Origin of the sequence: Pseudomonas farsensis, assembly GCF_014268805.2 — a bacterium.
In the GTDB taxonomy this organism is placed as follows: domain Bacteria; phylum Pseudomonadota; class Gammaproteobacteria; order Pseudomonadales; family Pseudomonadaceae; genus Aquipseudomonas; species Aquipseudomonas farsensis.
The window spans coordinates 1,063,673-1,089,206 of sequence record NZ_JABWRF020000001.1; the positions used below are offsets into that span (position 1 = coordinate 1,063,673).

Below are 25,534 nucleotides of genomic sequence, written 5' to 3' on the forward strand. Positions count from 1 at the left end.
GGCCAATACCCTGGATACACCCTGATGAAAATAAGCTGGACGTGGTTCCACAAACTGGGTTCGCCCAAATGGTTCTATGCCATCAGCGGCCGCATGCTGCCGTGGCTTGCCGTTGCCGCCGCGGTGCTGTTGCTGGTCGGCATGGTCTGGGGCCTGGCCTTCGCGCCGCAGGACTACCAGCAGGGCAATAGCTTCCGCATCATTTATATCCATGTGCCAGCGGCGATGTTGGCGCAGTCCTGCTACGTGATGCTGGCGGTGGCCGGCGTGGTGGGCCTGGTGTGGAAAATGAAACTGGCCGACGTCGCCCTGCGCTGCGCTGCGCCCATCGGCGCCTGGATGACCGCCATCGCGCTGGTCACTGGCGCCGTCTGGGGCAAGCCGACCTGGGGCAGTTGGTGGGTGTGGGATGCCCGGCTCACCTCGATGCTGATCCTGCTGTTCCTGTACTTCGGCATCATCGTGCTGGGGCTTGCCATCAGCAACCGCGACAGCGCCGCCAAGGCCTGTGCGGTGCTGTCCATCGTCGGGGTGATCAACGTACCGATCATCAAGTACTCGGTGGAGTGGTGGAACACCCTGCATCAAGGCTCCACCTTCACCCTGACCGAAAAACCGGCCATGCCCGCCGAAATGTGGCTGCCGCTGCTGTGCACTGCATTGGGCTTCTACTGCTTCTTCGGCGCGGTGCTGCTGATGCGCATGCGCCTTGAGGTGCTCAAGCGCGAAGCACGCGCCAGTTGGGTCAAGGAAGAAGTGCTGAACAGCCTTGGGCGGGAGAAAACCAAATGAGCTTCACCTCCTTCAGTGATTTCCTCGCCATGGGCCACCATGGCCTGTACGTCTGGTCGGCCTATGGCTTCTGCCTGTTGGTGCTGGCGCTGAATGTCGACCTGCCTCTGCGCGCTCGTCGTCGCTATCTGCAACATGAGGCGCGACGTCTGCGCCGGGAGAGCAAACCGTGAATCCGCAGCGCAAGAAACGCCTGTTCATCATCCTCGGCCTGCTGGCCGGTGTCGGCGTGGCCGTTGGCTTTGCCCTGAGCGCCCTGCAACAGAACATCAACCTGTTCTATACCCCGACCCAGATCGCCAACGGCGAAGCGCCGCTGGACACCCGCATCCGCGCAGGCGGCATGGTCGAGAAAGGCTCTGTGCAGCGCTCGGGCGATTCGCTGGATGTGCGTTTTGTGGTGACCGACTACAGCAAGTCGGTGCCCATTACCTACCGCGGCATTCTCCCCGACCTGTTCCGCGAAGGGCAGGGCATCGTCGCTTTGGGCAAGCTCAACGCCGAAGGTGTGGTGGTGGCCGATGAGGTATTGGCCAAGCACGACGAAAAGTACATGCCACCTGAAGTGACCAAGGCGCTCAACGACAGCGCCCAGGCCGCCAGCGACGCGCAGGCCAAGCCATGAACGCTGCGTTGGTAATCCCCGAACTCGGCCAGTTGGCGATGATCCTGGCCATCTGCTTTGCCGCCGTGCAGGCCACGGTGCCGATGCTTGGCGCCTGGCGGGGCGACAGCCTGTGGATGGGGCTGGCACGCCCGGCGGCGTGGGGCCAGTTCGCGTTTCTGGCGTTCGCCTTCGCCTGCCTGACCCACGCCTTCATGACCGACAACTTCTCGGTGGCGTATGTCGCCAGCAATTCCAACAGCGCCTTGCCCTGGTACTACAAGTTCAGCGCGGTGTGGGGCGCCCACGAAGGCTCGCTGCTGCTCTGGGCGTTGATTCTTGGCGGTTGGACCTTCGCCGTGTCGGTATTCTCGCGGCAATTGCCACAAGTGATGCTGGCCCGCGTGCTGGCGGTGATGGGCATGATCAGCGTCGGTTTTCTGAGCTTCCTGATCATCACCTCCAACCCGTTCGCGCGCCTGCTGCCGCAGGTGCCCACCGATGGCCGTGACCTTAACCCGCTGTTGCAGGACTTCGGCCTGATCGTCCACCCGCCGATGCTGTACATGGGCTATGTGGGCTTTTCGGTGGCCTTTGCCTTTGCCATTGCGGCGCTGCTTGGCGGGCGCCTGGATGCGGCCTGGGCGCGCTGGTCGCGGCCGTGGACCATCATCGCCTGGGCGTTTCTGGGGGTGGGTATCACCCTTGGCTCGTGGTGGGCCTATTACGAATTGGGCTGGGGCGGCTGGTGGTTCTGGGACCCGGTGGAAAACGCCTCGTTCATGCCTTGGCTGGTGGGCACGGCGCTGATCCACTCGCTGGCTGTGACGGAAAAACGCGGCGTGTTCAAAAGCTGGACCGTACTGTTGGCCATTGCCGCGTTCTCGCTGAGCCTGCTGGGCACCTTCCTGGTGCGCTCCGGCGTGCTGACCTCGGTGCACGCGTTTGCCGCGGACCCTGAGCGTGGTGTGTTCATCCTGATTTTCCTGTTGTTCGTGGTCGGCGGCTCGCTGACCCTGTTTGCCCTGCGCGCGCCGGTGGTCAAGAGCCAGGTGGGGTTTGCCCTGTGGTCGCGCGAGACGCTGCTGCTGGCCAACAACCTGGTGCTGGTGGTGGCCGCGTCGATGATCCTGCTCGGCACGCTGTACCCACTGGTGCTCGATGCCCTGACCGGGGCCAAGCTGTCGGTCGGCCCGCCGTACTTCGACGCGTTGTTCCTGCCGCTGATGGCATTGCTGATGCTGGTGCTTGGCGTGGGCGTGCTGGTGCGCTGGAAGGACACGCCGACCAAGTGGCTGGCGGGCATGCTGACCCCGGTGCTGATCGGCAGCGCCGTGCTGGCACCACTGGCCGGCCTGCTGCTGGATGACTTCGACTGGCCGGCGCTGAGTGTGTTTGCCCTGGCTGCGTGGGTGGTGCTCAGTGGTGTGCGCGACCTTCTCGACAAAACCCGCCACAAAGGCCTGGCCAAGGGTATCGGCAGCCTGACCCGCAGCTACTGGGGTATGCAGTTGGCGCACCTGGGGCTGGTGGTGTGCGCCTTGGGTGTGGTGCTGTCGAGCAACAACAGTGCCGAGCGCGACCTGCGCATGGCGCCAGGGGAAACCGTCGAGCTTGGCGGTTACCACTTCCTGTTCGAGGGTGCCAAGCACTTCGAGGGGCCGAACTTCATTTCTGATCGGGGCACCATTCGGGTCTCGCGCAATGGCCGCGAAGTGTCGGTGCTGCACCCGGAAAAACGCCTGTACACCGTGCAGCAGTCGATGATGACCGAAGCCGGTATCGATGCAGGCTTTACCCGCGACCTGTATGTGGCACTGGGCGAGCCGCTTGCAAACGGCGCCTGGGCTGTGCGCTTGCATATCAAACCTTACGTGCGCTGGATCTGGCTGGGCGGTCTGCTGACTGGCCTGGGTGGCCTGCTGGCGGCGTGCGACCGGCGCTACCGCGTCAAGGTCAAGACCCGGGTGCGTGAGGCCCTGGGCGTGTCTGGAGCAACGGCATGAAGCGTTGGATCATGGTCGTGCCACTGGCAGTGTTCCTGCTGATGGCCGTGTTTCTGTACAAAGGGTTGTTCCTCAAGCCCGATGAGCTGCCCTCGGCGATGATTGGCAAGCCGTTCCCCGCCTTTGCCCTGCAGACGGTGCAGGGTGACCGCAGCCTGACCCAGGCCGACCTGCTTGGCCGCCCGTCGCTGGTCAACGTGTGGGGCACCTGGTGCCCGTCGTGCAAAGTCGAGCACCCCTACCTGAACCAGTTGGCCGGGCAGGGCGTGGTGATCCACGGCGTCAACTACAAGGACGACAGCGCCGCGGCGCTGAAATGGCTGGCCGAGTTCCACAACCCGTACCAGCTCAACATCGCCGACCCGCAGGGCACCCTGGGCCTGGACCTTGGTGTATATGGCGCGCCGGAAACCTTCCTGGTCGATGCCAAGGGCATCATCCGCTACAAACACGTCGGCGTGGTCGATGCCACTGTGTGGCGCGAGCAGTTGGCGCCTTTGTACCAGGGCCTGGTCGATGAGGCGCGGCCATGAAGCGTTGGCTTGCCGCCGCCGTGCTGGGGCTTGGCCTGGCCGGCATGGCCCATGCGGCCATCGACACCTATCAGTTCCGCGATGAAGCCGAGCGCGAGCGCTATCAGCAACTTACCAAAGAGCTGCGTTGCCCCAAGTGCCAGAACCAGGACATCGCCGACTCCAATGCCCCGATTGCCGCTGACCTGCGCCGCGAAATCTTCCGCATGCTCGGCGAAAACCAGAGCAACCAGCAAATTGTCGATTTCATGGTCGACCGCTATGGCGACTTCGTACGCTACAAACCGGCCTTGAGTGGGCGCACCTGGCTGCTCTGGTTCGGGCCGGGGTTGCTGTTGGCCGGTGGTTTCGTGGTGCTGGCGCTGATTGTGCGCCGCCGCCGTGGGCCTGCGGGTGACGATGGCACCGAACTGTCCGCCGCTGAACGCGAGCGGCTTGCCAAATTGCTCAACAAAGAAGCTTCCCATGACTGATTTCTGGCTTAGCGCAGGCCTGCTGCTGCTCGCAGCCCTGGCGTTTCTGCTCGTTCCGATCCTGCGCGGGCGCCGCCAGCAGGCCGAGCAAGACCGTACCGCACTGAACGTTGCCCTGTATGAAGAGCGTGTAGCCGAGCTTGCCGGCCAACAGGCGGCCGGCGTGCTCGATGCCGAGCAACTGGCCAAGGGCCGTGATGAGGCTGCCCGTGAGCTGTTGGCCGACACCGAGCGCGACGATGCCGCGCGCCAGGGCCAGCTCGGCAAGGCCGTGCCGCTGTTGGCGGCAGTGCTGGTACCGGCATTGGCGTTGGGCTTGTACCTGCACTATGGTGCGGCAGACAAAGTCGCCCTGACCCAGGAATTTGCCAGCGCGCCGAAGAACATGCAGGACATGACCGCCCGCCTTGAGCGCGCCGTGCAAGCCCAGCCGGATTCGGCCGAGGGCGTGTATTTTCTGGGCCGCGCCTATATGGCCGAGCAGCGCCCGGCGGATGCGGCCAAGGCGTTCGCGCGCGCCGTGGCGCTGGCGGGGCGTCAGCCCGAGCTGCTTGGACAATGGGCTCAGGCGCAGTACTTTGCCGCTGACAAGCAGTGGTCGGCGCAGTTGCAGGCGTTGACCGATGAAGCCCTCAAGGCCGACCCCAACGAGGTCACCAGCCTGGGCTTGCGCGGTATCGCCGCGTTCGAGGGTGAGCGTTTCGACGAAGCCATCGGCTACTGGCAGCGCCTGCTGGCGCAACTGCCCGAGGGCGACGCCTCGCGCGCCGCGCTGCAGGGCGGTATCGACCGCGCCGCCGACAAACTCAAGGCTGGCGGCGGCAAGGTGGTTGCCACGGCGCGGCTGAAAGTGCGGGTTGAGCTGGCGGCCGAACTCAAGGGCAAGGTGCGCCCTGACGACACCGTGTTCATCTTTGCCCGCGCCAGCAATGGCCCGCCGATGCCGTTGGCGGCCAAGCGGGTGACAGTGGCGCAGTTGCCCATCGAGGTGGAGCTGTCGGATGCCGACGCGATGATGCCGCAGATGAAACTGTCAGACTTCAGCGAAGTCCAACTTGTTGCCCGCGTTTCCCGTGCCGGGCAGCCCACCAAAGGTGAATGGAAAGCGCAAAGCGCGCCGCTGGCCACCGCGACCCAGGCCACCCAGCACCTGACCATCGACAGCCCAGACTCATAAGAGAGCGCCGCCATGAACAGCACCGTCCGCCTGACCCTGATTACCCTGGCATTGGGTCTGAGCGCGTGTACGGTGCACCAGCCGGCGCAGCGCGAACCGCTGCCGCCGCTTGAAACCACGCCAACCCCGCAGGGGCCGGTGGTCAAGCCGCTGCCGAGCAACAAGCCCAGCACCCCGGCGGCGATCCCCAAGCCCATGCCGCGCACCTCGGCAAGCTTTGCGCCGCCACCGGGCGGCGCCAGCCATTGGGACCCGAAGCTGGGTGTGTACGTGCTTGATAAGCAGCCCAACACGTTTTATCGCCAGCGCACCTACTACCGCTGGAACAGCGGCTGGAGCTGGTCGCTGAGCCCCAATGGCCCATGGCAGGACACCGACAGCAGCGGTGTGCCGGGCGGCCTGGGCCGCGCCTTCGCCCAGTAGCCCCAAGCCTGGGCCGCGATGGCATCCGCCGGGTAGCCTCTGCATAATGCCGGTTCACATGGAGCCGGAGGTGGCATGCACAAGACAGTCCTGGTGTTGGTCGAAACCGTCGACGATTACCTGCCCTTGCTGGAACAGGCCGGCTACCGGCTGATACGCGCACCGTCGCCGCAAATGCGCGCCGCCGCCATCGCCCGGCATGCCGGCGAGATCGACGCCGTGCTCACCCGTGGCCCGCTGGGCCTGACCGCTGCCGAAATCGACGCGTTGCCTGCGCTGCAGATCATCTGCGTGATCGGCGCCGGTTACGAGCAGGTCGACCTGGCTGCCGCCGCCGCCCGGGGCATCATCGTGACCAATGGCGCTGGCGCCAACGCAGGCCCTGTTGCCGACCATGCCATGGCGTTGCTGCTGGCCCTGCTACGGGACATCCCGCGTGCCGATGCCAGCACCCGGCGCGGTGAGTGGAACCGGGTGATCAGCCCTTCGGTCAGCGGCAAGCGCCTGGGCATCATTGGCCTTGGCGCAGTCGGCCAGGCCATTGCCCGGCGGGCCGCGCAAGGCTTTGACATGAATGTGAGCTACCACAGCCGCACCCCGCGCGCAGATGTGGCCTACACCTGGTACGACACGCCGCTGCACCTGGCCGATGCGGTGGACATCCTGGTGGTGGCAACCCCCGGGGGGCCTGGTACGCGGCACCTGGTGGATGCTCGGGTTCTTGAGGCGCTGGGCGCTGAGGGTTACCTGGTCAATATTGCCCGGGCCAGCGTGGTGGATACCGATGCGCTGGTGGTCGCGTTGCAGCAGGGCGTGATTGCCGGTGCCGCGCTGGATGTGTTCGATGACGAACCCCAAGTGCCCGAGGCGCTGCGGGCACTGCACAATACTGTGCTTACCCCGCACGTAGCCGGCCAGTCGCCGGAGGCTGCGCGGGATACGGTGGGCCTGGTGTTGCTTAACTTGCAGCGCTTTTTTGCCGGTGAAGGGGTGCTGACGCAGGTTCATGGCTAGGCCGCGCTGCTGCGCACTTGCCAATGTTGGCTATTCCTGAGAAAACGACGCCCCCGCAACCCACCTGGAAACTGCGCATGGACAACGAGCTGCACATCACTGACCTGCACGAAGGCGACGGCAAAGCCGTGGTCAAGGGCGCCCTGATCACCACCCAGTACACCGGCTGGCTCGCCGATGGCAGCGAGTTCGACTCGTCCTGGTCGCGCGGCAAGCCGTTCCAGTGCGTGATCGGCAGCGGCCGCGTGATCAAAGGCTGGGACCTCGGCCTGATGGGCATGCGCGTTGGCGGCAAGCGCAGGCTGAAAGTGCCTGCGCATCTGGGCTACGGTGAGCGCAGCGTGGGCTCCATCCCACCGAACTCGGACCTTGAATTCGAAATCGAACTGCTCGAAGTGCTCACCCGCGACGACTAAGCGCTGCGAGCCCTCAGTTGGCGGCGTCGAACTGGCGGCTGCTGGCGTTCCATTCGAACGTTTTGCCCAGGCAGCCTCGGGTGGGCGGCACCACCAGTTGCAAGCGCCCGCCACTGAGCTGCACCTGCACCGCGTCCAGGCCATCGGCGATACACCCGGTGGCTGCGACATCCAGCGCCTGCACCTGCTTGCCGCTGGTTTTGTCCATGACCAGAATCTCGCGCATGGGCATCCATGACTTTTCCATCGGCAACATGAAGTACAACCGCTCGCTGGACTGCGCCTGCAGCACGGCAAGGGTTGCGCCCTTGGGGAACGCATCGTCGCTGCGCAGCTCGCCGGTCAGGTGCAATGACAGCTTCAACTGCTTGCTGGTGGCGTAGGCCGTCCAGGTGCCTTCAAGCACCGGGGTGCTCCGGGAAAACTGGTTCGAGGCAAAGTGCAGCCTTGCGCTCGGCAGCCCGGCGCTGTCCAGTTCATCCATGGCGATGCGGTCGTAGTGGTAGGCAGTGGTGGGTTTCAGGCGGATCGGCGTGCGGTAGCGAGTGTAGGCATACACCCCCTCCATCTGCCCGTTCTGGTTTTTCAGCACCAAGGTGATCGGCGCCTTGCCCAAGGTGCCTTCGTAGATCATCACACTGGCTTGAACGCAGGGTGTAGCGCCTAGCAGCAATGCCAGGCCAAGCATCAGGGTACGCATCAGAACCTCGTCTCGAAGCTGTTGGTCTGGGTCAGTTGCCGAGGGCCTTCGAACTGCCAGGTTTCCCACTGCTCGGTACTGGTGTCGAAGCGCCGCCCGGTGAGCACCTGAATCGGGCCGTTTTGCGAATGACGCAGGTCGCCGCGTTGGGCCAGTTGTTCGAGCGGTTCGCAGCGCTCATAGCGCTGGGTATCGGCCTGGTACAGGAAGTACTGGCGAACCTTCGGTGCGCCTTCAGCCTCGCGTACCCAGGCGCTGAAATCGATGACGCCATCGTTGTTGTAGTCATCGAAGGTCAGGCTGCGGCTGCCGTCGAATTGCAGTTGCAGGTTGTCCAGTGGCGCCAGGTCCTGGCCGCTTTGCAGGTCATGCACGGTGATGCGGTCGATGGTGCCGACGGCGGTGTCGACGGGCTTGCTGGCGTGCACGCGCACGCTCATGCGCGGCCCGGCATCGGGCTGCTGCAGTTCACCGTCCCAGGCCCGGTCGCGGTCGCTGCGAAAGAGGATCGAGTCCTGCAGCTTCACCGCCTGCCGGGTTCGGTCACGCAGGTCGATGCGCGCGCCTTGGATGCGATAGGGCGCGTCCAGCCGAAACGGCGCCAGCTGCAGGGTTGCGCTGGGCATTTTCGGGTCGTCCATGAGGTTGAGCAGCACGCCCTCGTCGGGGTGCCACGGCGTCTCCTCGAACAGGGTGACGCGCTGGCTGTCGCGCTCCAGCAGGTAGCCGCTCAGGGTGTCCTTGCCATGGTAAAGCGCGACTTCCAGCGGGCGGCCATCGAGGGTGCCCTGGAATACCCGCAGCGGCAGGTCGCCAGCTGAGGCGGGGAGGGCTAGCGCAAACAGGCCAAGGCCTGCGAGCAGATGAAACGGGTTGGGCATGATGGGCGTCCGTGCTGGCAAAAAGTGGGCAGATTAGGCGCCGCCAGCCTGGGCTGCAAGGTCAGGGATGAACCAAATGCGCCGGGAGGACTCTGACCCTCACTCGCTGCCAGGGACGGCGATTCACTCAAGGAGGGCTTTGCCGTTGGCGGCAGGGCGTGGTGGCGGGGACTCAGAACCGTTTGCCACAAGAGCCTGCCCCATGAAGTTGCCGACTTTCCTGCGCCGCCGCCACCTGCTGCTTGGTCTGGCCCTCGCCTGCGCCGCCATACCACCGGCACTGGTCGTGGTCGAGAGCCGGGCGCAACCAGTCGATGGCACGCAGACCCTGGTGTTTCTGCGCCACGCCGAAAAACCCGGTGAAGGCCTGGGCCAGCTCAACTGCCAGGGCCTGAACCGTGCGCTGGACCTGGCGACCGTACTGCCCGAGCGCTTCGGCGATGCCGACTATGTGTTCGCCGCCAACCCGTCGCGGCATGTCGAAGAAGGTAGCCAGGACCTGCGCTACAGCTACATTCGCCCGCTGATGACCATCACCCCCAGCGCAATTCGCCTGGGCCTGCCGGTGAACATCGACTACAGCGCCAACGACACTGACGCACTGGCCGATGAGCTGCTCAGCAACAAGTATCGTAATGCAACGGTTTACACCGCCTGGTCCCACGGTTACCTGCCAGAGCTGATCAATACGGTGGCGGGCAAGGCGCTGGGGGAGGAGCGGGTGATCACCGAAGACTGGAGCGGCGATGACTTCGATACCTTGTATGTGCTCACCTTGACCTGGCACGACGGCAAGGCCACGCTGCTCAGCCGCAATGTGCGCCAGCAGCTCGATGGCGGATCGAAAGCCTGCCCGACGTGAGGCTCAGGCTTCACGCGGTTACCTGGTAGGAGCGGCCTTGTGTCGCGAAAGGGCTGCGCAGCAGCCCCGAATCCTGGCCGCAAGCCAAATCGCCGGGGCCGCTGCGCAGCCCTTTCGCGGCACAAGGCCGCTCCTACAGGTGACCGCGTCGTTTTGGGTTTGGCTGGAGGCCTCAGCGCCCCAGGCGCATCGGCCAACCCACGACTTTCTTGGCTCTGGGCGTTGCGTAGGTGCGCACCTTCGAGGTGCTCAACCCCAGCCGCACCAGCGACTCGGCAATGGTCACCGCCGCGCTCACGCCGTCGACCACCGGCACGCCGGTGCGCTGGCGGATCTCCTCGTCAAGCCCGGCCATGCCGCCGCAGCCCAGGCAGATCACCTCCGCCTTGTCATCGCGCACGGCGCGCTCGGCCTGCTCGACGATGGCCTGTACCGCACGCTGCGGGTCAGCCTCAAGCTCCAGCACCGCAAGGCCACTGGCGCGCACCGAAGCACAGCGATCGTACAGGCCGGAAAGCTTGAGGCGGTCCTCGATCAGCGGCACGGTGCGGTCCAGGGTAGTCACCACCGAATAGGCGTGGCCCAGGTACATCGCGGTGCTGGCAGCGGCATCGGTGATGTCCACCACCGGTACATCGAGCAGCTCTTGCAAGCCCTCACGCCCGTGCTCGCCGTAGCCGGCCTGGATCACCGCGTCGTACGGCTGGTCGTAGGACAGCACGCGGTCCATGACCGCGATGGCTGCAAGATAACTCTCGAAATTACCCTCCACCGATTCGGCACCGAACCACGGCGTCAGGCCGACGATCTCGGTGCCCGGCGCTGCGACACGGCGTGCCTGCTCGGCGATGGCCTCGGTAATGGCTTCGGTAGTGTTGACGTTGACGATCAGAATACGCATGGCAAAGCTCCGCAAATCAATGGCTGCTGTGGTCGACGGCGATGCATTCGCCGCTCACATCGAGGTAATGGCGGTTGCGCGGGGCAATCAGCAGGTAGACGGCGGCGGCAATGCCGGCACCGATCAGCCACGAGAACGGCGCGACGCTGTGGAAGTGCGGCACCAGCGCCAGCACGATGGCCAGCAGTGCGGCCGGCAAGAAGGCGGCGACGGCGCGCAGGTTGATGCCGCGGCTGTAGTGGTAGGCGCCGGCCGGGTTCTCGCTGTACAGCTCCGGCACGTTGATGCAGCCCTTACGCAGCAGCCAGTAGTCAGCCATGATCACGCCGTACAGAGGGCCAAGCAGGGCACCCAGGCCGGACAGGAAGTACACGATCACCAGCGGGCTGTTGTAGAGGTTCCATGGCAGGATCAGTACCGCCAGGGTGGCGCTGATCAAGCCGGCGCGGCGGAAGTTGAGGTGGCGTGGCGCCAGGTTGCTGAGCACGAACGCAGGGGCGACGAAGTTGGCCATGATGTTCACCGCCACGGTGACGATCAGGAAGGCCAGGCAGCCGAGTACCAGGAACGCGGTATTAGGGATGCTGGCGACGATCTGCGTCGGGCTGTCGATGATCTGGCCGTTGATCTGGAACTGCGCGCCGCACAGCACCACGGTAATGGCCGCGAATACCAGGATGTTTACCGGCAGGCCCCAGAAATTGCCGACGCGGATGGTCTTGCGGCAGGGCGAGCTGCGTGCGAAGTCGCAGAAGTTCAGCACCAGGGTGCCGTAGATGGCCAGCCACAGTGCGCCGCCGGCAAAGATGTTGCGCCACATCTCGTAGCCCGTCAGCGGCTCGGCCACCGACCAGGCGATGCGTGCATCGGCCTTGAAGTACATGAACACCGCAAGGCTTGCGACGGTGAGCAGAATCACCGGCCCCGCGAAGCCTTCGTAGCGGCGCACCATTTCCATGCCATAGGCAAGAATCACCAGTTGCACCAGCCAGATCGACACGAAGCACACCCAGCCCAGGCTTGAGAGCCCAAGGATGCTGTCGTGGTCATAGGCTGCGACCTGCGGCCACATGGCGGTCAGCAGCACGCGCAACACCACCGACGCCAGGTAGGTCTGGATGCCGAACCAGGCGATGGCGATGATCGCGCGGATCAGTGCCGGAATCTGCGCGCCGTGGATACCGAAGGCGATGCGGCTGATAACCGGGAAGGGTACGCCGGTTTTGTGCCCCATGTAGCCGGACAGGTTCATGAAGAAGTACACCAGCGCCGCGCCGATGGCCAGCGACAGCAGGATCTGCCAGCCGCCCAGGCCCAAGGCGAACAGGCCCATGGCGAAGGAGTAGTTGGCGATGTTGTGCACATCGTTGGTCCACAACGCGAAGATGCTGTAGCCGCCCCAACGGCGGCCTTCGCTCTTGGTCGGTGCCAGGTCGCGGTTGTGCAGGCGCGGGCTCAGTTCGAGCGGCGCGGGTTGGCCCTCCAGCGTAGTACTGGCGGGGTGGGTGCTGGCAACGGAAAGTTCAGGGGCAAGGTCGACGCTGCTACTCATTCCGGCGGCTCCTGATGCGTGACTGCGATGAGCGGGCGCTGGCGCACGGGCTCGCCATCTCGTCGGTGCAGGCGTTGGCATCACTGGGTTCTGGGCGCAGCGGTCGTTTCAGGGCGACGCTGCGAGTTATTGTGTATTTATGTTTTGCTCAACGTGTATACAAAACATGAACACACAAAAGCCAGTTCCGTGCCAGCGTGAGTGCAAGTTGTTAGGGTTGCTGAGTTGGTTATCCGTTTTTATTAATATAAGTCTATGAATATCAATGTTTATTATCTGACCGATAAAACAGGTTTTATTTTTGTCTAGTTCAGTTAACTGAGTGGTCGGTCAGATTTGGCCATAAATCCCGTGTAACTTAATGGGGCGTTACCTTTTGTGAGTGCACACAAAAATGGCACCTAAGGTGACATTTCTGTGTACAAGATTTGGCCGGCGCAAGTTTGCGCTCGGCACAGGCTCAGGCCATTGGCGGCAGCCTGCGCTTGACCGGGCTTTTCTTGATGATTGCGGTATTGGTTTCGGCCAACGTATTGAGCCGGTCCAGCAAGGTGTCCAACTGCTCCATCGAGCGCACGTGCAGGCGGGCGATAAAACAGTCCTCACCGGTAACCTTGTCGCATTCGGTGAACTCGGGGATGGCAATGATCTGCCGCTCCACCTCTTGCAACTGCCCAGGCAAAGGACGGATACGCACGATGGCCTGCAACTGGTAACCAAAGCAGCGCGGATCGATGTCCACGGTGTACCCGCGCAGTACGCCGCGCTCTTCAAGGCGGCGCAGGCGCTCGCTGACACTGGGTGCAGACAATCCGCTGATTTGCGCCAACGCTTTGAGCGAGCGACGCGAGTCTTCCATCAGGGCGTTGATCAGCAATTGGTCGATATCGTCGGTCATGGTTGCCTCGAAGGTGATGGCAGGGGTTTGCCTTGATAGTAAAGGCAGAACCTGTAATACGCCTTGGTTATCCGCTGGAGAGTGCCGTTAGCGGCTGCGCATACTGTGCCCATCGTCTACGGAGGTGTGAGATGGACAATTCGCTACGCCGCGGTTCGCTGGAAATGATTGCCGCCATGCTGATTTCCGGGACCATTGGCTGGTTCGTGCTGGCATCGGGGCTTGCAGTAACCGAGGTGGTGTTCTGGCGCTGCGTGTTCGGCGCGGCCACCTTGCTGGTGGTCTGCGCGCTATTGGGTTATTTGAAACCGGGGGTAATAAGCCGTACCGCGTTGTTACTGGCCATCGCCAGCGGTGTGGCCATTGTCGGTAACTGGTTGCTGCTGTTCGCCTCGTATTCGCGCGCCTCCATCGCTATCGGCACGGCGGTGTACAACGTGCAGCCGTTCATGCTGGTGGGGCTGGCGGCGTTGTTTCTGGGTGAGAAGCTGACCGTGGCCAAGCTGACGTGGCTTAGCGTGGCCTTCGCCGGCATGCTGGCGATTGTCAGCGCCCATGGCACCGCGCAGGGTAGCGGGGGTGAGTACCTGGTCGGCATTGCCATGGCGTTGGGGGCGGCGCTGCTGTACGCCATCGCCGCGCTGATCATCAAGCGCTTGAGCGGCACGCCACCGCATTTGATTGCGCTGATCCAGGTGAGCACCGGGGTGCTGTTGCTGGCGCTGTGGGTGCGCCCGAGCGGGTTGCCGAGCGAGCCGGGGGCGCTCGGCAGCCTGCTGACCTTGGGCATTGTGCATACGGGCTTGATGTACGTGCTGTTGTATGGCGCGATTCAGCGTTTACCCACGGCGTTGACCGGGGCGCTGTCATTTATCTACCCGATTGCGGCCATTCTGGTTGATTGGGTTGCCTTTGGGCATCGGCTGGCGCCGCTGCAATGGCTGGGGGTTGGGCTGATTTTGTTGGCGGCGGCAGGGATGCAGCAGGGCTGGTGGTTCAGGTCGCGGCGGGTGGTGGCCGGGCATTGAGGGGATGATGGGGCCGCTTTGCGGCCCTTCGCGGCGCAAGGCCGCTCCTACACAGGTAGAATGGCGGTTTTCCCAGCTTGCGACCTGCCATGACTTCGCCGATTCAGACCCTCGAGCAGCACCTGCTCGCAGCCCTCGACCCCGCCCCTGAAGAGACCCGCCGCCTGTTCCACGGCCGCGGCCGTTGCTGGCCCGGGCTTGAGCAGATCACCGTCGACTGGCTGCAGGGCGTGCTGTCGGTGGCGCTGTTCCGCGAACTGGCACCGCCGCAGCAGGCCGAGCTTGAAAGCATGCTGCGCACCCTGGCCGGGCGCCCGCAATGGTGCGGCCAGGCGATCATCATCCAGCACCGTTACCTGCCTGACAGCCCTGGGCAGTGGTTGGTCGGCGAGCCGTGTCAGCAGCGCGAAGTGATCGAAGACGGCCTGACTTACCTGCTCGACCTGGGCGTGCGGCAGAACACCGGCTTGTTCCTCGACATGCGCTACGGCCGTCGCTGGGTGCGTGAACAGGCGGCGGGCAAGCGTGTGCTCAACTTGTTCGCCTACACCTGCGGGTTTTCCGTGGCGGCCATTGCCGGCGGTGCCGAGCAGGTGGTCAACCTGGATATGGCCAAGTCGGCGTTATCGCGTGGGCGCGACAATCATCGGCTGAACGGCCACGATGCGTCGCGGGTGGCGTACCTGGGCCATGAGCTGTTCAAGTCCTGGGGCAAGGTGCGCAAGTACGGGCCCTACGACCTGATCATCATCGACCCGCCGACCTTCCAGCGGGGGAGCTTCGTGCTGACCCAGGATTACGGCAAGATCTTGCGTCGCCTGCCGGAGCTGTTGAGCGAAGGTGGCACGGTGCTGGCGTGTGTCAATGATCCGGGTATCGGGCCGCAGTTCCTCATCGATGGCATGGCTGAACATGCGCCAGGGTTGGGGTTTGTCGAGCGTTTGGCAAACCCGCCGGAGTTTCCTGATGCGGACCCGCAGGGTGGGCTGAAGGCCCTGGTGTTTCGGGCGGTTTGAGCCCGCCTGGGCGGCCGTATCGCAGGCTGTCGCCAGCTCCCACAGAGATCGCGCAAAGTCGCAATATTGAGGCCTTGCCCAGATCCTGTGGGAGATTCTATGGTTTTGTACAAACCTGTTCCCGGCAGACATATCTCCTTGTGGCAAGCTCCTTTGTGGCGAGCGGGCTTGTCCCGCGTTGGGCTGCGCAGCAGCCCTGAAAACCCCAGGGGCTGCTGCGCAGCCCAACGCGGGACAAGCCCGCTCGCCACGACGCTCTATCATTTCCCACAGGATTGGGTCCAACCAGCCATGTTGCGGTTGAGCACGGCCTGCGTGGGAGCTGGCGCGAGCCTGCGATGAGGCCGGTACAGGTTGCACAAATCCCCCTCGGGTCATCAGGCTGGCACTTGCAGCGGTAGCGGGTACACCTGGGCAAAGCTGACATTGGCGGTCTGGTCCACGCGTTTTTTCAGGCGCTCGTTGAAGGCACGGCTGACCGCATACTGCCCACCCGATATGGTGCGGAACTGCGCGGTCAGGACAAACCCGTTGAGGTCCATGCGGTCCACCCCGAACACTTGCAACGGCCCTTGCAGGTTGATGCGCAGCAGCGGGTCTTCGCTGATCGATTGGCCCACCTCGTGGATCAGCCCAAGCGAGGTATCGACGTCACTGTCATAGGTGAACTGCACCGAGAAGAACGCATAGGCGAACTGCCGCGACTGGTTGGTGACCGCCTTGATCTGCCCGAACGGCACCGAATGCACGAAGCCCTTGCCGTCGCGCAGGCGCAGGGTACGGATGGTCAGGCTCTCGACAGTGCCGGCGTGGCCTGAGTCGAGCACCACCCAGTCGCCGATGGAGATGGTGTCTTCGATCAGGATGAACAACCCGGTGATCACATCCTGCACCAGTTGCTGCGAACCGAAGCCGATGGCCAGGCCGATCACCCCGGCGCCGGCCAGCAACGGTGCGACGTTGATGCCGAGGTTGGCCATGGTGGTGATGGTGCAGATCACCACCAGAATCACCTTAACGGCGTTGCGCAGCATGGGCAGGATGGTACGCACCCGGGTGCTCGGCTGGCGGGCTTTGCTGCGCCCGACCGCTGGTTTGAGCGCTTCCTGGATGGCGGTGTCGAGCACCACCCACAGTAGCCAGGTGACCAGCAGGATCAGGCCGATGCTCGACAGCGAGTCGCTGATCGCCCGACCCAGCGCATTGCGCAGGGCAAAATCGAACACCGAAAAGCCCCAGATGCGCCCGAGCAGTTCGATAAACGCCACGGCCATGCTGATGCGCAGCAGCGCATGGGCCAGTGAGCGCAGCAGTTCCTTGTAGGGGCGCACGCGCGTATTGGCGTCGGTTTGGCGTGGCGCCAGCAGGTGCTGCAACACGGTGCTGGCAAATACCCCCGCCACCAGCAGCACAGTGGTCAAAAGGGCATTTTGCAGGGCCTTCTGGCTTTCTTCACCCGCGCCGATCAGGTGCACCGCCGAGACCAGAATCATCAGCAGGATCGGCAGGTACCACAGCGCCGAGAAAATCCGCAGGGTTTCCTGTACGGCGCGGTGTTGCAGGCGGTCCTTGAGCGAGCGGTTGCGGATCAGGTGCGCCACGGGCCGGCGCAGGCGCAGCACCAAGGTTGCGAAAATCGCGGTAGCCGCAAGGCCGGTGAACACCGCCACGCTGGCGGTGATATTGCCGCCCAGCTGCCTGGCGATCTGTGGGCTGGTCAGGGCATCGCTCCAGGCTGCCAGAAAGCCGATCATGAAGAGCGGGCGGGGTGCCAGGCGGCGGATCGCGGCCACTGCGCGGCGTTTGTGGCCCGCATCGAACAGGGTGATCAGGCACAGGATGATCGAGGTCGAGAACAGGCCGCTGCTGGTGGCATACGCCAGGCTCAAGCCGAGGGCGCGGGCAATCGAGGGGTCGAGAAAACGGCTGGCGTAGAGAGTCAGCGGCAGGCTTGCGAGGGCCGGCAGCGTATAGGGCAGCAGGTAGCCGAGCAGGCCTTGGGCGCGCTGGCGCTGGCGCAACATCGCGGTGCCGATACTGCGCCGCCAAAGCACGCGGCCCAGGCAGGTGAGCAGGGCGAAGCTGGCGGCCCAGGTCACCGTCAGCAACAGAAAATCACCTGCCAGGTACCAGGTATCGTGTCCGGAATGGCGATCGACCAGGCGCTCCATCTCGTTGGCGGCGCGGTCGGCGCGCAGGCGCCAGGCGTCCATCAGGTGGGCGTCCAGGTCCAGGTCCGTGGCGGCGCTGTCCAGGCCATCGGCCAGTGCACCGAGCAGGCCGCCTTGCAGCACCGGGGCGGGTTCTGCCGGTTGCTCTTCGGCGGGGGCTGGGTCGGCGGCAAGCAAGTGGGTGCTCAGCAGGCAGCCGAGCAGCAGGGTGAAGAGAACGCGCAGCACTGGAGTACTCCTTAAGCCGGTGAGGGGCAGGGGTTACTCAAGGAACTGATTGGTGCAGGTGGGGGAAAGTTCGATGGGGTGTGGGCCATCTGCACCGACCTCATCGCAGGCTTGCGCCTGCTCCCACAGAGGTGGTGCCCAACCGCAACATTGCTGGTTGGCCCCAATCCTGCGGGAAACGATAGTTAGTTGTGGCGAGCGGGCTTGTCCCGCGTTGGGCTGCGCAGCAGCCCTGAAAACCCAAGGGTAATCCTCAGGGCTGCTGCGCAGCCCAACGCGGGACAAGCCCGCTCGCCACAAGGAGATATGTCTGGCCAGTGCAGGCTTGCCGCGAACTGCCTGAAGCGGTTACTGCCCGCTGTAGATCTGGTCGAACACGCCACCATCGTTGAAGTGGGTCTTCTGCACGGTACGCCAGTCACCGAAGGTTTTTTCTACCGACAGGAAGTCCACCTTGGGGAAACGGTCGGTGTACTTGGCAAGCACTGTGGCGTCACGGGGGCGCAGGTAGTTCTGCGCAGCGATCTCCTGAGCCGCCGGCGACCACAGGTACTTCAGGTATTCCTCGGCCACCGCCTGGGTACCTTTTTTCGCCACTACCTTGTCGACGACGCTCACAGGCGGTTCAGCTTCGGCCGACACGCTCGGGTACACCACTTCGAACTGATCACGGCCAAACTCGCGGGCGATCATTTCTGCTTCGTTCTCGAAGGTCACCAGCACATCGCCAATCTGGTTGGTCATGAAGGTGGTCGTGGCGGCGCGGCCACCGGTATCGAGCACCGGCGCCTGCTTGAACAGCTTGCCGACGAAATCGCGCGCCTTGCTCTCGTCACCGCCCTGCTTGAGCACATAGCCCCACGCCGAGAGGTAGGTGTAGCGGCCATTACCCGAAGTCTTGGGGTTGGGTACGATCACCTGCACGCCGTCCTTGAGCAGGTCTGGCCAGTCCTTCAGCGCCTTGGGGTTGCCCTTGCGCACGATGAACACCGTGGCCGAGGTGAACGGCGCGCTGTTGTTCGACAGGCGGGTTACCCAATTGTCTGGCACCAGCTTGCCGTTGTCGGCCAGGGCATTGATGTCGGTGGCCATGTTCATGGTGATGACATCCGCCGGCAGCCCGTCGATGACCGCCCGGGCCTGCTTGCTCGAACCGCCGAACGACATCTGCACGTTGACCTTTTCCTTGTGCTCGGCCTCCCAGTGCTTCTGGAAGGCCGGGTTGTAGTCCTTGTAGAAGTCGCGCATCACGTCGTAGGAAACGTTAAGCAGGGTCGGGGCGGCCTGGGCCAGGTTGCCCAAGGCCAGGCCTGCGGCGAGCAGCGAGGCGCTGAAGAGTTTTTTCACGTGGCGTCCTTGTTATTGAAAGGAGGTGGCAGAGTGCCTGCGACTATAGCGGGTGGCGGTTGGGCAATTAAAGATCAAATGGGTCTTTGCTTATGCGCGGCGCGGTAGGCCTGACATTTTTGCCAGTTGCGCGGCGAGCTTTGGGGGCGTGCAATGAGAATGAGTTAAGAGGGCTGGGTGATGGGTATGCCGCAATCAGGACAATCATTTTGGCTGCTGTCTACTGACAGGGCGGGGTCGGTTTTGGCCGCGCAGGCTGCGACTTTACTGCACGAGCGCGCCCACTGTGCATATGGTTACCACCAGGCAGATGCGGGTCCTTCTGCCGGCTTCAACGGCGAATGGCTCGCCGGTTTGGCTTCAGGATACCTGCTGGGCAACGGCTATCGGCTGTATAGCCCAGTGCTGATGCGCTTCCTCAGTGCTGATGGCTCGAGCCCTTTCGCTGAAGGCGGATTCAATGCGTACGGATACTGCGAGGGCGACCCGGTAAACAGGGCCGACCCAACCGGTCACGGTTTTAGCTGGACTGGGATGCTTAAACGTATAGGTGTCATGAAGCGGACCGGCCAACACCAACGAAAAGCTGAAATTGGTAAGCGGATGCATCGGGACGCTGAAGCCGATGAATCGTTGCGCTTGAGCAGACAACTGGCCGCTGATAATAACTACAAAGACCAGCAAATAGCTGATCAGCGTAACGTGATTGCTAAACAAGATGATCAGCTAAATGCGAACGGGCAGGTAATTGCCCGCCTCCAGGACGAGCTAGAGGTTAGTGGTGCCCAGGTGTCTGTGTTGCGCGTTGCCTTGGGTGAGCTTCAAGGGGTCAATTCAACCATGTTGACGGCACTGGGTTACTCTGCGCAGAGCGTCAAAACAATCATACATACCGACCTCGCACGTCTTGGACGCAACGTCATCCGCAGAGGTCGGGGCACGCGTGCTCAAACCCGCTGACGTCTCTCAAACAAAGCATTGCCACACCGCGAACAAAACGCCGCCCCATGCTCATGGCTCTTCTTGGCGCACACCGGGCAATCATGCTGCAACTGCTCGCCGCGCATGGCATTGGCAAGTTCGGCGGTGAAAATGCCGGTAGGCACGGCAATGATCGAATAACCGGTAATCATCACCAGTGAGGACAGCACCTGCCCCAGCGGCGTCTTCGGCACGATGTCGCCAAAGCCCACTGTGGTGAGGGTGACGATGGCCCAGTAGATGCCCTTGGGGATGCTGGTAAATCCATGCTCCGGCCCTTCGACGACATACATCAAGGTGCCGAACACCGTCACCAGGGTCGAGACGCTGACCAGAAACACGATGATCTTCTGCTTGCTGCCCTGCAATGCCGCCAGCAGGTAGTGGGCCTGTTTGAGGTAAGGGCTGAGTTTGAGCACACGGAAAATCCGCAGCATGCGGATCACGCGGATGATCAGCAGGTATTGGGCGTCGCTGTAATACAGCGCGATGATGCCCGGCACAATGGCCAGTAAATCCACCAGCCCGTAGAAACTGAACGCATAGCGCAGCGGCTTGGGCGAGCAGTACAGGCGGGTCAGGTATTCAGCCAGAAAGATCGCGGTGAAACCCCACTCGATCATCGCCAGCAGCCGTGCGTAGCTCTGGTGCACGTCATCGATGCTATCGAGGATCACCGTGACCAGGCTGGCCAGGATGATCAGCAGCAGGGCTTTGTCGAAACGCCGGCCGGCGATGGTGTCGGTTTGGAATACGATGACATAGAGCCGCTGGCGCAGGCTCTCGGGGGTGTTCATAGGCTTTGTCCGTTTTGCGATGGGCAGAGCCTAGGGCTTGGGTTTCAGCTGTGCAAGCCGGTTGCATTACGCTTTTGCTGGGCTTGGGTCAGGTGGTCGCGAACATGCATCAACCAGCACGCCACCACAAAGGGTGCCGTCAAGCCTGCCACCGGCATCAGGTTGAACAAGGGTTGCAGCAGCAATGCCAGGCCAACAGCCAACAACGTCACCCAAGGCCGTTCCCCTTGCCGGCTGAACGCCAAAGCCGCCAGCGCTGCATTGAACCCGTACAGGCCCATCCATACCGCTTGGCCTTCACCGGCCAGCAGCGCCGCGCCGCCCCCGAGCATCGAGCCGATCACCGCCCAAGTGGCGGCATAGGGGTTGGCGAAGTACATGCCGACAATGATCAACAAGCCCGCCATCGGCTTGTCGAGCAAGAAGATCTGCCCCACGCCACGCAGCACGGCATCCAGGGGGGCAGCCTCGACATGCACCACAGCCGAAGGCTCAGCCAGCAGCAGTGTGGCCCAGCCTAGCAGCACGAACGGTGCGGTATAGGCCACCAGCAGTTTGCCGCCGCGCTTGCGCCACTGGTGGGTGAGCATGCTCGAAAGCCCCCCGGCTGCGATGATCAGGGGCGGCAGGATGGCTGACCAGGGCAGCACCGCGCTGATCAGGATGCCGACCAGCACGCCGTTGTAGCAGTACAGGCCGGCCTGGCGGTCGGCGCGGTCATAGCCGCGCCGCTGGGCGGTGAGCAGCCCGGCCAGCGCACCCAGCAGGGCGCCGCCGACCAGCGCCGGGGCTGTCAGCAAGATGGCCAGCAGGCAGCACAGGCCGCACAAGGGGTTGCGCAGCAGCAGCACCTGGCTGAAGCCGTTGAGCAAAGCCGTGGCCCAGTCGGGGCACGGGTTGACGAAGTTTTTGGTGTACATGGGCAGTCTGTAAGGTGAGTGGTAAGCGCTGGGCCTCTTCGGGCCTCGGTTTTGCGCAGGGTTTGTAGTGCGATGTACGGGGAGGGCTTCGCCCTCCAATCGCAGGCTGTCGCCACACACAGAAATGTGTAGGAGCGGCCTTGCGTCGCGAAAGGGCTGCGTAGCGGCCCCAGAATCTATGCATCATGGACAATTGCTGGGGCTGCTACGCAGCCCTTTCGCGACACGAGGCCGCTCCTACAGAGACCGCGCCCGCTGTAGCTGCCGTTCAAACCAACGTTTCGATACGCAAGGTATTGGTCGAGCCCGGTTTGCCGAACGGCACCCCGGCGGTTATCAGCAGGGTATCGCCGCGGCTGGCCATGCCTTGGGCCTGGGCGATCTCAAGCGCCGTCGAGCAGATTTCATCGACCTGGCGCAGGCGGTCGTTGACCACCGAATGCACGCCCCAGGCCACGCTCAAGCGCCGTGCGGTGTGCAGGTTCGGGGTCAGGTTCAGGATTGGCGCGCGCGGCCGCTCGCGGGCAGCGCGCAGGGTCGAGGCCCCCGATTCGCTGTAGTTGACCAGCACCGCCACCGGCAAGATGCCACTGATGCGGCGGATCGCACAGCTGATGGCGTCCGACACCGTGGCTTCGGCCTTGGGCCGGCTGACATCGAGCTGCGCCTGGTAGTCCGGGCCGTTTTCCACCTGGCGGATGATCTTGCTCATCATCTGCACCGCTTCCAGCGGGTAGTCGCCTGAGGCGGTTTCAGCCGACAGCATGACGGCGTCGGCGCCTTCGGCCACGGCGTTGGCCACATCCGTGACTTCGGCGCGGGTCGGTGCCGGCGAGAAACGCATCGACTCCAGCATCTGCGTGGCCACCACGACGGGTTTGCCGAGCTGACGGCAGGTGCCGATGATGCGTTTCTGGATCTGCGGCACGCTTTCTGCCGGCACTTCCACACCCAAGTCGCCACGGGCGACCATGATCGCATCGCAAAGCTCGGCAATCGCCTGCAGCTGCTCCACTGCCGAAGGCTTTTCGATCTTGGCCATCAGGTAGGCGCGGTCACCGATCAGGGCGCGGGCTTCGACAATGTCCTCGGGGCGCTGCACGAAGGACAGCGCGACCCAGTCTACGCCCAGCGCCAGGCCGAAGCTCAGGTCGCGGCGGTCCTTCTCGGTCAGCGGCGACAGTTCGAGCACGGCCTGGGGCACATTGACGCCTTTACGGTCGGACAACTCGCCGCCGGCCAGCACTTCGGTGTCGATGGCCTCGGCATGCTTGGCGGTGACGCGCAGGCGCAGCTTGCCATCGTCCAGCAGCAGGTCCATGCCAGGCTCCAGGGCGGCGATGATTTCCGGGTGCGGCAGGTTGACCCGCTGGCTATCGCCAGGGGTGCTGTCCAGGTCCAGGCGCAGGGCCTGGCCGCGTTGCAACTGCACCTTGCCTTCGGCAAAGCGGCCAACGCGCAGCTTGGGGCCTTGCAGGTCCATGAGGATGCCCAGTGGCCGGTTCAGCTGTTGCTCGACATCGCGAATCCACTGGTAGCGCAAGGCGTGGTCGGCGTGTTCGCCATGGCTGAAGTTCAGGCGAAAGATGTTCACTCCGGCTTCGACCAGTTGGCGGATGTCGTCGATGCCTTCGATCGCAGGGCCGAGGGTGGCGAGGATCTTCACTTTTTTGTCAGGCGTCATGATTGGGCAGTCTCAAGAATCGAAAACGCCCCCGGAACGGCCTCCGTGCAGGCCGAACCAGGGGCGGGTGTTGCTCGGGGTTGCCTCTGGCGCCTTTTACAGGGTCAGAGGTTCATGTGTTTGAAGCGCCAGGGGTGCTGCGCACCCCTTTCGCGACACAAGGCCGCTCCTACGGCAGACCGCGATCCTCTGTAGGAGCGGCCTTGTGTCGCGATGGGCTGCGTAGCAGCCCAGGGGCTCAGGTCATTGGTCGTCGCGGATCGAGAAGTTGGCCATGTGTTCCAGGCCTTTGATCAGCGCCGAGTGGTCCCAGTTACCGCCGCCCAGGGCCACGCAGGTGCTGAAAACTTGCTGGGCGTTGGAGGTGTTGGGCAGGTTGATGCCCAGCTCCTTGGCGCCTTGCAGGGCGAGGTTCAGGTCTTTTTGATGCAGGTTGATGCGGAAACCCGGGTCAAAGGTGCCTTTGATCATGCGTTCGGCATGCACTTCGAGGATTTTCGACGAAGCAAAGCCGCCCATCAGCGCTTCACGTACCTTGGCCGGGTCTGCGCCATTCTTGGCGGCGAACAGCAGCGCCTCGGCAACGGCCTGGATATTCAGCGCCACGATGATCTGGTTGGCCACCTTGGCGGTCTGGCCGTCGCCATTGCCACCGACGCGGGTGATGTTCTTGCCCATGGCTTGGAACAGCGGCAGGGCGCGCTCGAAGGCTTTCGGGCAACCGCCGATCATGATGCTCAGGGTGCCGGCTTTGGCGCCCACTTCACCGCCGGACACCGGGGCGTCCAGGTAAGCGGCGCCGGTGGCGTTGATTTTCTCGGCAAACGCCTTGGTGGCGGTGGGCGAGATCGAGCTCATGTCGATCACCACCTTGTTCGGGCCGACGCCTTCGGCCACGCCGTTTTCACCGAACAGCACCGCGTCGACCTGCGGGGTGTCGGGGACCATGACAATGATGAATTCGGCTTCCTGGGCTACCTCTTTCGGGTTGGCCAGGGCCACGGCGCCGGCGGCGATCAGGTCGGCCGGGGCTGCGTCGTGGTGGGTCGAAACGAACAGGGTGTGACCTGCCTTTTGCAGGTTCTGCGCCATGGGCTTGCCCATGATGCCGGTGCCGATGAAACCGATTTTAGCCATGAGAGATTACCTCGTTGTAATTGTTGGATCTCTGTAGGAGCGGCCTTGCGCCGCGAAGGGCTGCGTAGCGGCCCCAGTATTTGTGCCAAGGCAAAGATCGCCGGGGCTGCTACGCACCCCTTCGCGGCGCAAGGCCGCTCCTGCAAGGTGCGTGTGCGGCCTTATATAGCGTTGTGCGTCTTCAGCCAGCCCAGGCCTGCTTCGGTGGTGGTCAGCGGCTTGTACTCGGCGCCCACCCAACCCTGGTAGCCAATGCGGTCCAGGTGCTCGAACAGGAAGCGGTAGTTGATCTCGCCGGTGCCCGGCTCGTTGCGCCCAGGGTTGTCGGCCAGCTGGATATGGTTGATCAATGCAAGGTTGGTTTGCATTGTGCGCGCCAGGTCACCTTCCATGATCTGCATGTGGTAGATGTCGTACTGCAGGAACAGGTTGTCACTGCCCACTTCGGCCTGGATGTCCAGGGCCTGCTGGGTGGTGTTCAGGTAGAAGCCTGGGATGTCGCGGGTGTTGATCATTTCCATGACCAGGCGAATCCCGGCGGCCTTGAGCTTGTCGGCGGCAAACCTGAGGTTGTCGACGAAGGTCTTGCGCACATCGGCGCACTGCAGGCCTTGCGGGCGGATGCCGGCCAGGGCGTTGACCTGGGTATTGCCCAGCACCTTGGCGTACTCGATGGCCTTGTCGACGCCGGCGCGAAACTCCTCGATGCGGTCCGGGTGGCAGGCGATGCCGCGCTCACCCTTGCCCCAATCACCGGCAGGCAAGTTGAACAGCACCTGGGTCAGGCCATTGGCTTGCAGGTGCTGCTTGATCACGGCTGCATCGAAGTCATACGGGAACAGGTATTCGACACCGGTGAAGCCGGCATCGGCAGCGGCCTTGAAGCGGGCCAGGAAGTCCTGTTCGGTGAACAGCATGGACAGGTTGGCAGCGAAGCGAGGCATGGTTGTCTCCTTGCAGATTAAAGCCCCCGACACACGCGGCGCGGGGGCG

General features: G+C 63.5%; 26 protein-coding genes. 14 read left to right on the forward strand and 12 right to left on the reverse strand.

Annotation, left to right across the window (positions count from 1 at the left end):
* Positions 1 to 24 precede the first annotated feature (24 nt).
* From HU719_RS04685 to HU719_RS04730, 10 genes are all read left to right on the forward strand, one after another.
* Positions 25 to 792, forward strand: a complete 768-nt coding sequence (locus tag HU719_RS04685) for a heme ABC transporter permease (protein WP_186521961.1) — start codon at positions 25 to 27, stop codon at positions 790 to 792.
* A complete protein-coding gene (gene ccmD, locus HU719_RS04690) occupies positions 789 to 965 on the forward strand; it encodes a heme exporter protein CcmD (RefSeq protein ID WP_186521963.1) in 177 nt (58 codons plus the stop codon). Before HU719_RS04685 ends, ccmD begins: the two co-directional genes overlap by 4 nt.
* Positions 962 to 1,417, forward strand: a complete 456-nt coding sequence (gene ccmE, locus HU719_RS04695) for a cytochrome c maturation protein CcmE (RefSeq protein WP_186521965.1) — start codon at positions 962 to 964, stop codon at positions 1,415 to 1,417. Before ccmD ends, ccmE begins: the two co-directional genes overlap by 4 nt.
* The gene (locus tag HU719_RS04700) at positions 1,414 to 3,402 is read left to right on the forward strand and encodes a heme lyase CcmF/NrfE family subunit (RefSeq protein ID WP_186537136.1); all 1,989 of its coding nucleotides are present in this window, start codon (positions 1,414 to 1,416) and stop codon (positions 3,400 to 3,402) included. Before ccmE ends, HU719_RS04700 begins: the two co-directional genes overlap by 4 nt.
* Positions 3,399 to 3,935 carry a DsbE family thiol:disulfide interchange protein gene (locus HU719_RS04705; protein WP_186521969.1) on the forward strand — a complete coding sequence of 179 codons (537 nt, stop codon included), beginning with the start codon at positions 3,399 to 3,401 and terminating at the stop codon, positions 3,933 to 3,935. Before HU719_RS04700 ends, HU719_RS04705 begins: the two co-directional genes overlap by 4 nt.
* The gene (locus HU719_RS04710) at positions 3,932 to 4,408 is read left to right on the forward strand and encodes a cytochrome c-type biogenesis protein (protein WP_186521970.1); all 477 of its coding nucleotides are present in this window, start codon (positions 3,932 to 3,934) and stop codon (positions 4,406 to 4,408) included. The genes HU719_RS04705 and HU719_RS04710 overlap by 4 nt, the downstream gene beginning before the upstream one ends.
* Complete coding sequence (gene ccmI / locus HU719_RS04715; RefSeq protein WP_186537137.1) at positions 4,401 to 5,585, forward strand: c-type cytochrome biogenesis protein CcmI; 1,185 nt, start codon at positions 4,401 to 4,403, stop codon at positions 5,583 to 5,585. Before HU719_RS04710 ends, ccmI begins: the two co-directional genes overlap by 8 nt.
* A 12-nt stretch (positions 5,586 to 5,597) precedes the next feature.
* Positions 5,598 to 6,008 (forward strand): hypothetical protein, encoded by a 411-nt coding sequence (locus tag HU719_RS04720; RefSeq protein WP_186537138.1) that lies wholly within the window; start codon positions 5,598 to 5,600, stop codon positions 6,006 to 6,008.
* A 75-nt stretch (positions 6,009 to 6,083) separates the two neighbouring features.
* Positions 6,084 to 7,022, forward strand: a complete 939-nt coding sequence (locus HU719_RS04725) for a 2-hydroxyacid dehydrogenase (RefSeq protein WP_186537139.1) — start codon at positions 6,084 to 6,086, stop codon at positions 7,020 to 7,022.
* Positions 7,023 to 7,099: 77 nt separating this feature from the next.
* Complete coding sequence (locus tag HU719_RS04730; RefSeq protein WP_186521978.1) at positions 7,100 to 7,438, forward strand: FKBP-type peptidyl-prolyl cis-trans isomerase; 339 nt, start codon at positions 7,100 to 7,102, stop codon at positions 7,436 to 7,438.
* Positions 7,439 to 7,451: 13 nt separating this feature from the next.
* On the opposite strand, the gene HU719_RS04735 is transcribed toward HU719_RS04730, so the two are convergent.
* Together HU719_RS04735 and HU719_RS04740 are read right to left on the reverse strand one after the other, a co-directional pair.
* Positions 7,452 to 8,138: a hypothetical protein gene (locus HU719_RS04735; protein ID WP_186521979.1), complete on the reverse strand. Its 687-nt coding sequence runs from the start codon at positions 8,136 to 8,138 to the stop codon at positions 7,452 to 7,454.
* Positions 8,138 to 9,019, reverse strand: coding sequence for a hypothetical protein (locus HU719_RS04740; RefSeq protein ID WP_186537140.1), 882 nt, complete (start codon positions 9,017 to 9,019; stop codon positions 8,138 to 8,140). Before HU719_RS04740 ends, HU719_RS04735 begins: the two co-directional genes overlap by 1 nt.
* 202 nt (positions 9,020 to 9,221) lie before the next feature.
* On the opposite strand from HU719_RS04740, the gene HU719_RS04745 reads away from it, so the two are divergent.
* Positions 9,222 to 9,881: a histidine phosphatase family protein gene (locus tag HU719_RS04745; RefSeq protein WP_186521981.1), complete on the forward strand. Its 660-nt coding sequence runs from the start codon at positions 9,222 to 9,224 to the stop codon at positions 9,879 to 9,881.
* A 172-nt stretch (positions 9,882 to 10,053) separates the two neighbouring features.
* On the opposite strand, the gene HU719_RS04750 is transcribed toward HU719_RS04745, so the two are convergent.
* From HU719_RS04750 to HU719_RS04760, 3 genes are all read right to left on the reverse strand, one after another.
* The gene (locus tag HU719_RS04750; RefSeq protein ID WP_186521982.1) at positions 10,054 to 10,782 is read right to left on the reverse strand and encodes an aspartate/glutamate racemase family protein; all 729 of its coding nucleotides are present in this window, start codon (positions 10,780 to 10,782) and stop codon (positions 10,054 to 10,056) included.
* Between the two features lie 16 nt (positions 10,783 to 10,798).
* Complete coding sequence (locus HU719_RS04755) at positions 10,799 to 12,334, reverse strand: NCS1 family nucleobase:cation symporter-1 (protein WP_186521983.1); 1,536 nt, start codon at positions 12,332 to 12,334, stop codon at positions 10,799 to 10,801.
* Positions 12,335 to 12,794: 460 nt separating this feature from the next.
* On the reverse strand, positions 12,795 to 13,232 hold the full coding sequence (locus tag HU719_RS04760) for an Lrp/AsnC family transcriptional regulator (RefSeq protein ID WP_186521985.1): 438 nt from the start codon (positions 13,230 to 13,232) through the stop codon (positions 12,795 to 12,797).
* Between the two features lie 131 nt (positions 13,233 to 13,363).
* Between HU719_RS04760 and HU719_RS04765 the strand changes: the two genes are divergently transcribed.
* A complete protein-coding gene (locus HU719_RS04765) occupies positions 13,364 to 14,260 on the forward strand; it encodes a DMT family transporter (protein WP_186521987.1) in 897 nt (298 codons plus the stop codon).
* Positions 14,261 to 14,349: 89 nt separating this feature from the next.
* Positions 14,350 to 15,276: a class I SAM-dependent methyltransferase gene (locus HU719_RS04770; RefSeq protein ID WP_186521988.1), complete on the forward strand. Its 927-nt coding sequence runs from the start codon at positions 14,350 to 14,352 to the stop codon at positions 15,274 to 15,276.
* A 377-nt stretch (positions 15,277 to 15,653) separates the two neighbouring features.
* Here HU719_RS04770 and HU719_RS04775 read toward each other — a convergent pair whose 3' ends face one another.
* Together HU719_RS04775 and HU719_RS04780 are read right to left on the reverse strand one after the other, a co-directional pair.
* Positions 15,654 to 17,675, reverse strand: a complete 2,022-nt coding sequence (locus HU719_RS04775; protein WP_186523609.1) for a mechanosensitive ion channel domain-containing protein — start codon at positions 17,673 to 17,675, stop codon at positions 15,654 to 15,656.
* Between the two features lie 348 nt (positions 17,676 to 18,023).
* Positions 18,024 to 19,022 (reverse strand): sulfate ABC transporter substrate-binding protein, encoded by a 999-nt coding sequence (locus tag HU719_RS04780; RefSeq protein WP_186523328.1) that lies wholly within the window; start codon positions 19,020 to 19,022, stop codon positions 18,024 to 18,026.
* Positions 19,023 to 19,202: 180 nt separating this feature from the next.
* On the opposite strand from HU719_RS04780, the gene HU719_RS04785 reads away from it, so the two are divergent.
* Positions 19,203 to 19,982, forward strand: coding sequence for an RHS repeat-associated core domain-containing protein (locus HU719_RS04785; protein ID WP_186536150.1), 780 nt, complete (start codon positions 19,203 to 19,205; stop codon positions 19,980 to 19,982).
* On the opposite strand, the gene HU719_RS04790 is transcribed toward HU719_RS04785, so the two are convergent.
* The 5 genes from HU719_RS04790 to hyi form a co-directional block, all read right to left on the reverse strand.
* The gene (locus HU719_RS04790; RefSeq protein WP_186536148.1) at positions 19,970 to 20,800 is read right to left on the reverse strand and encodes an ion transporter; all 831 of its coding nucleotides are present in this window, start codon (positions 20,798 to 20,800) and stop codon (positions 19,970 to 19,972) included. The two genes, HU719_RS04785 and HU719_RS04790, sit on opposite strands and share 13 nt — an antisense overlap.
* A 44-nt stretch (positions 20,801 to 20,844) precedes the next feature.
* Complete coding sequence (locus HU719_RS04795; protein WP_186523332.1) at positions 20,845 to 21,720, reverse strand: urea transporter; 876 nt, start codon at positions 21,718 to 21,720, stop codon at positions 20,845 to 20,847.
* Between the two features lie 268 nt (positions 21,721 to 21,988).
* Positions 21,989 to 23,404, reverse strand: coding sequence for a pyruvate kinase (gene pyk, locus HU719_RS04800; RefSeq protein WP_186523334.1), 1,416 nt, complete (start codon positions 23,402 to 23,404; stop codon positions 21,989 to 21,991).
* Between the two features lie 243 nt (positions 23,405 to 23,647).
* Positions 23,648 to 24,541, reverse strand: a complete 894-nt coding sequence (locus HU719_RS04805) for a 2-hydroxy-3-oxopropionate reductase (RefSeq protein ID WP_186523337.1) — start codon at positions 24,539 to 24,541, stop codon at positions 23,648 to 23,650.
* A 161-nt stretch (positions 24,542 to 24,702) separates the two neighbouring features.
* Positions 24,703 to 25,485, reverse strand: coding sequence for a hydroxypyruvate isomerase (gene hyi / locus HU719_RS04810; RefSeq protein ID WP_186536146.1), 783 nt, complete (start codon positions 25,483 to 25,485; stop codon positions 24,703 to 24,705).
* Positions 25,486 to 25,534: the final 49 nt, after the last annotated feature.

Coding starts and splice junctions, on each gene's coding strand:
- HU719_RS04685 (WP_186521961.1), top strand. CDS start 25: ATGAAAATAAGCTGGACGTGGTTCCACAAACTGGGTTCGCCCAAATGG.
- ccmD (WP_186521963.1), top strand. CDS start 789: ATGAGCTTCACCTCCTTCAGTGATTTCCTCGCCATGGGCCACCATGGC.
- HU719_RS04700 (WP_186537136.1), top strand. CDS start 1,414: ATGAACGCTGCGTTGGTAATCCCCGAACTCGGCCAGTTGGCGATGATC.
- HU719_RS04705 (WP_186521969.1), top strand. CDS start 3,399: ATGAAGCGTTGGATCATGGTCGTGCCACTGGCAGTGTTCCTGCTGATG.
- HU719_RS04710 (WP_186521970.1), top strand. CDS start 3,932: ATGAAGCGTTGGCTTGCCGCCGCCGTGCTGGGGCTTGGCCTGGCCGGC.
- ccmI (WP_186537137.1), top strand. CDS start 4,401: ATGACTGATTTCTGGCTTAGCGCAGGCCTGCTGCTGCTCGCAGCCCTG.
- HU719_RS04720 (WP_186537138.1), top strand. CDS start 5,598: ATGAACAGCACCGTCCGCCTGACCCTGATTACCCTGGCATTGGGTCTG.
- HU719_RS04725 (WP_186537139.1), top strand. CDS start 6,084: ATGCACAAGACAGTCCTGGTGTTGGTCGAAACCGTCGACGATTACCTG.
- HU719_RS04730 (WP_186521978.1), top strand. CDS start 7,100: ATGGACAACGAGCTGCACATCACTGACCTGCACGAAGGCGACGGCAAA.
- HU719_RS04735 (WP_186521979.1), bottom strand. CDS start 8,138: ATGCGTACCCTGATGCTTGGCCTGGCATTGCTGCTAGGCGCTACACCC.
- HU719_RS04740 (WP_186537140.1), bottom strand. CDS start 9,019: ATGCCCAACCCGTTTCATCTGCTCGCAGGCCTTGGCCTGTTTGCGCTA.
- HU719_RS04745 (WP_186521981.1), top strand. CDS start 9,222: ATGAAGTTGCCGACTTTCCTGCGCCGCCGCCACCTGCTGCTTGGTCTG.
- HU719_RS04750 (WP_186521982.1), bottom strand. CDS start 10,782: ATGCGTATTCTGATCGTCAACGTCAACACTACCGAAGCCATTACCGAG.
- HU719_RS04755 (WP_186521983.1), bottom strand. CDS start 12,334: ATGAGTAGCAGCGTCGACCTTGCCCCTGAACTTTCCGTTGCCAGCACC.
- HU719_RS04760 (WP_186521985.1), bottom strand. CDS start 13,232: ATGACCGACGATATCGACCAATTGCTGATCAACGCCCTGATGGAAGAC.
- HU719_RS04765 (WP_186521987.1), top strand. CDS start 13,364: ATGGACAATTCGCTACGCCGCGGTTCGCTGGAAATGATTGCCGCCATG.
- HU719_RS04770 (WP_186521988.1), top strand. CDS start 14,350: ATGACTTCGCCGATTCAGACCCTCGAGCAGCACCTGCTCGCAGCCCTC.
- HU719_RS04785 (WP_186536150.1), top strand. CDS start 19,203: ATGGGTATGCCGCAATCAGGACAATCATTTTGGCTGCTGTCTACTGAC.
- HU719_RS04790 (WP_186536148.1), bottom strand. CDS start 20,800: ATGAACACCCCCGAGAGCCTGCGCCAGCGGCTCTATGTCATCGTATTC.
- HU719_RS04795 (WP_186523332.1), bottom strand. CDS start 21,720: ATGTACACCAAAAACTTCGTCAACCCGTGCCCCGACTGGGCCACGGCT.
- pyk (WP_186523334.1), bottom strand. CDS start 23,404: ATGACGCCTGACAAAAAAGTGAAGATCCTCGCCACCCTCGGCCCTGCG.
- HU719_RS04805 (WP_186523337.1), bottom strand. CDS start 24,541: ATGGCTAAAATCGGTTTCATCGGCACCGGCATCATGGGCAAGCCCATG.
- hyi (WP_186536146.1), bottom strand. CDS start 25,485: ATGCCTCGCTTCGCTGCCAACCTGTCCATGCTGTTCACCGAACAGGAC.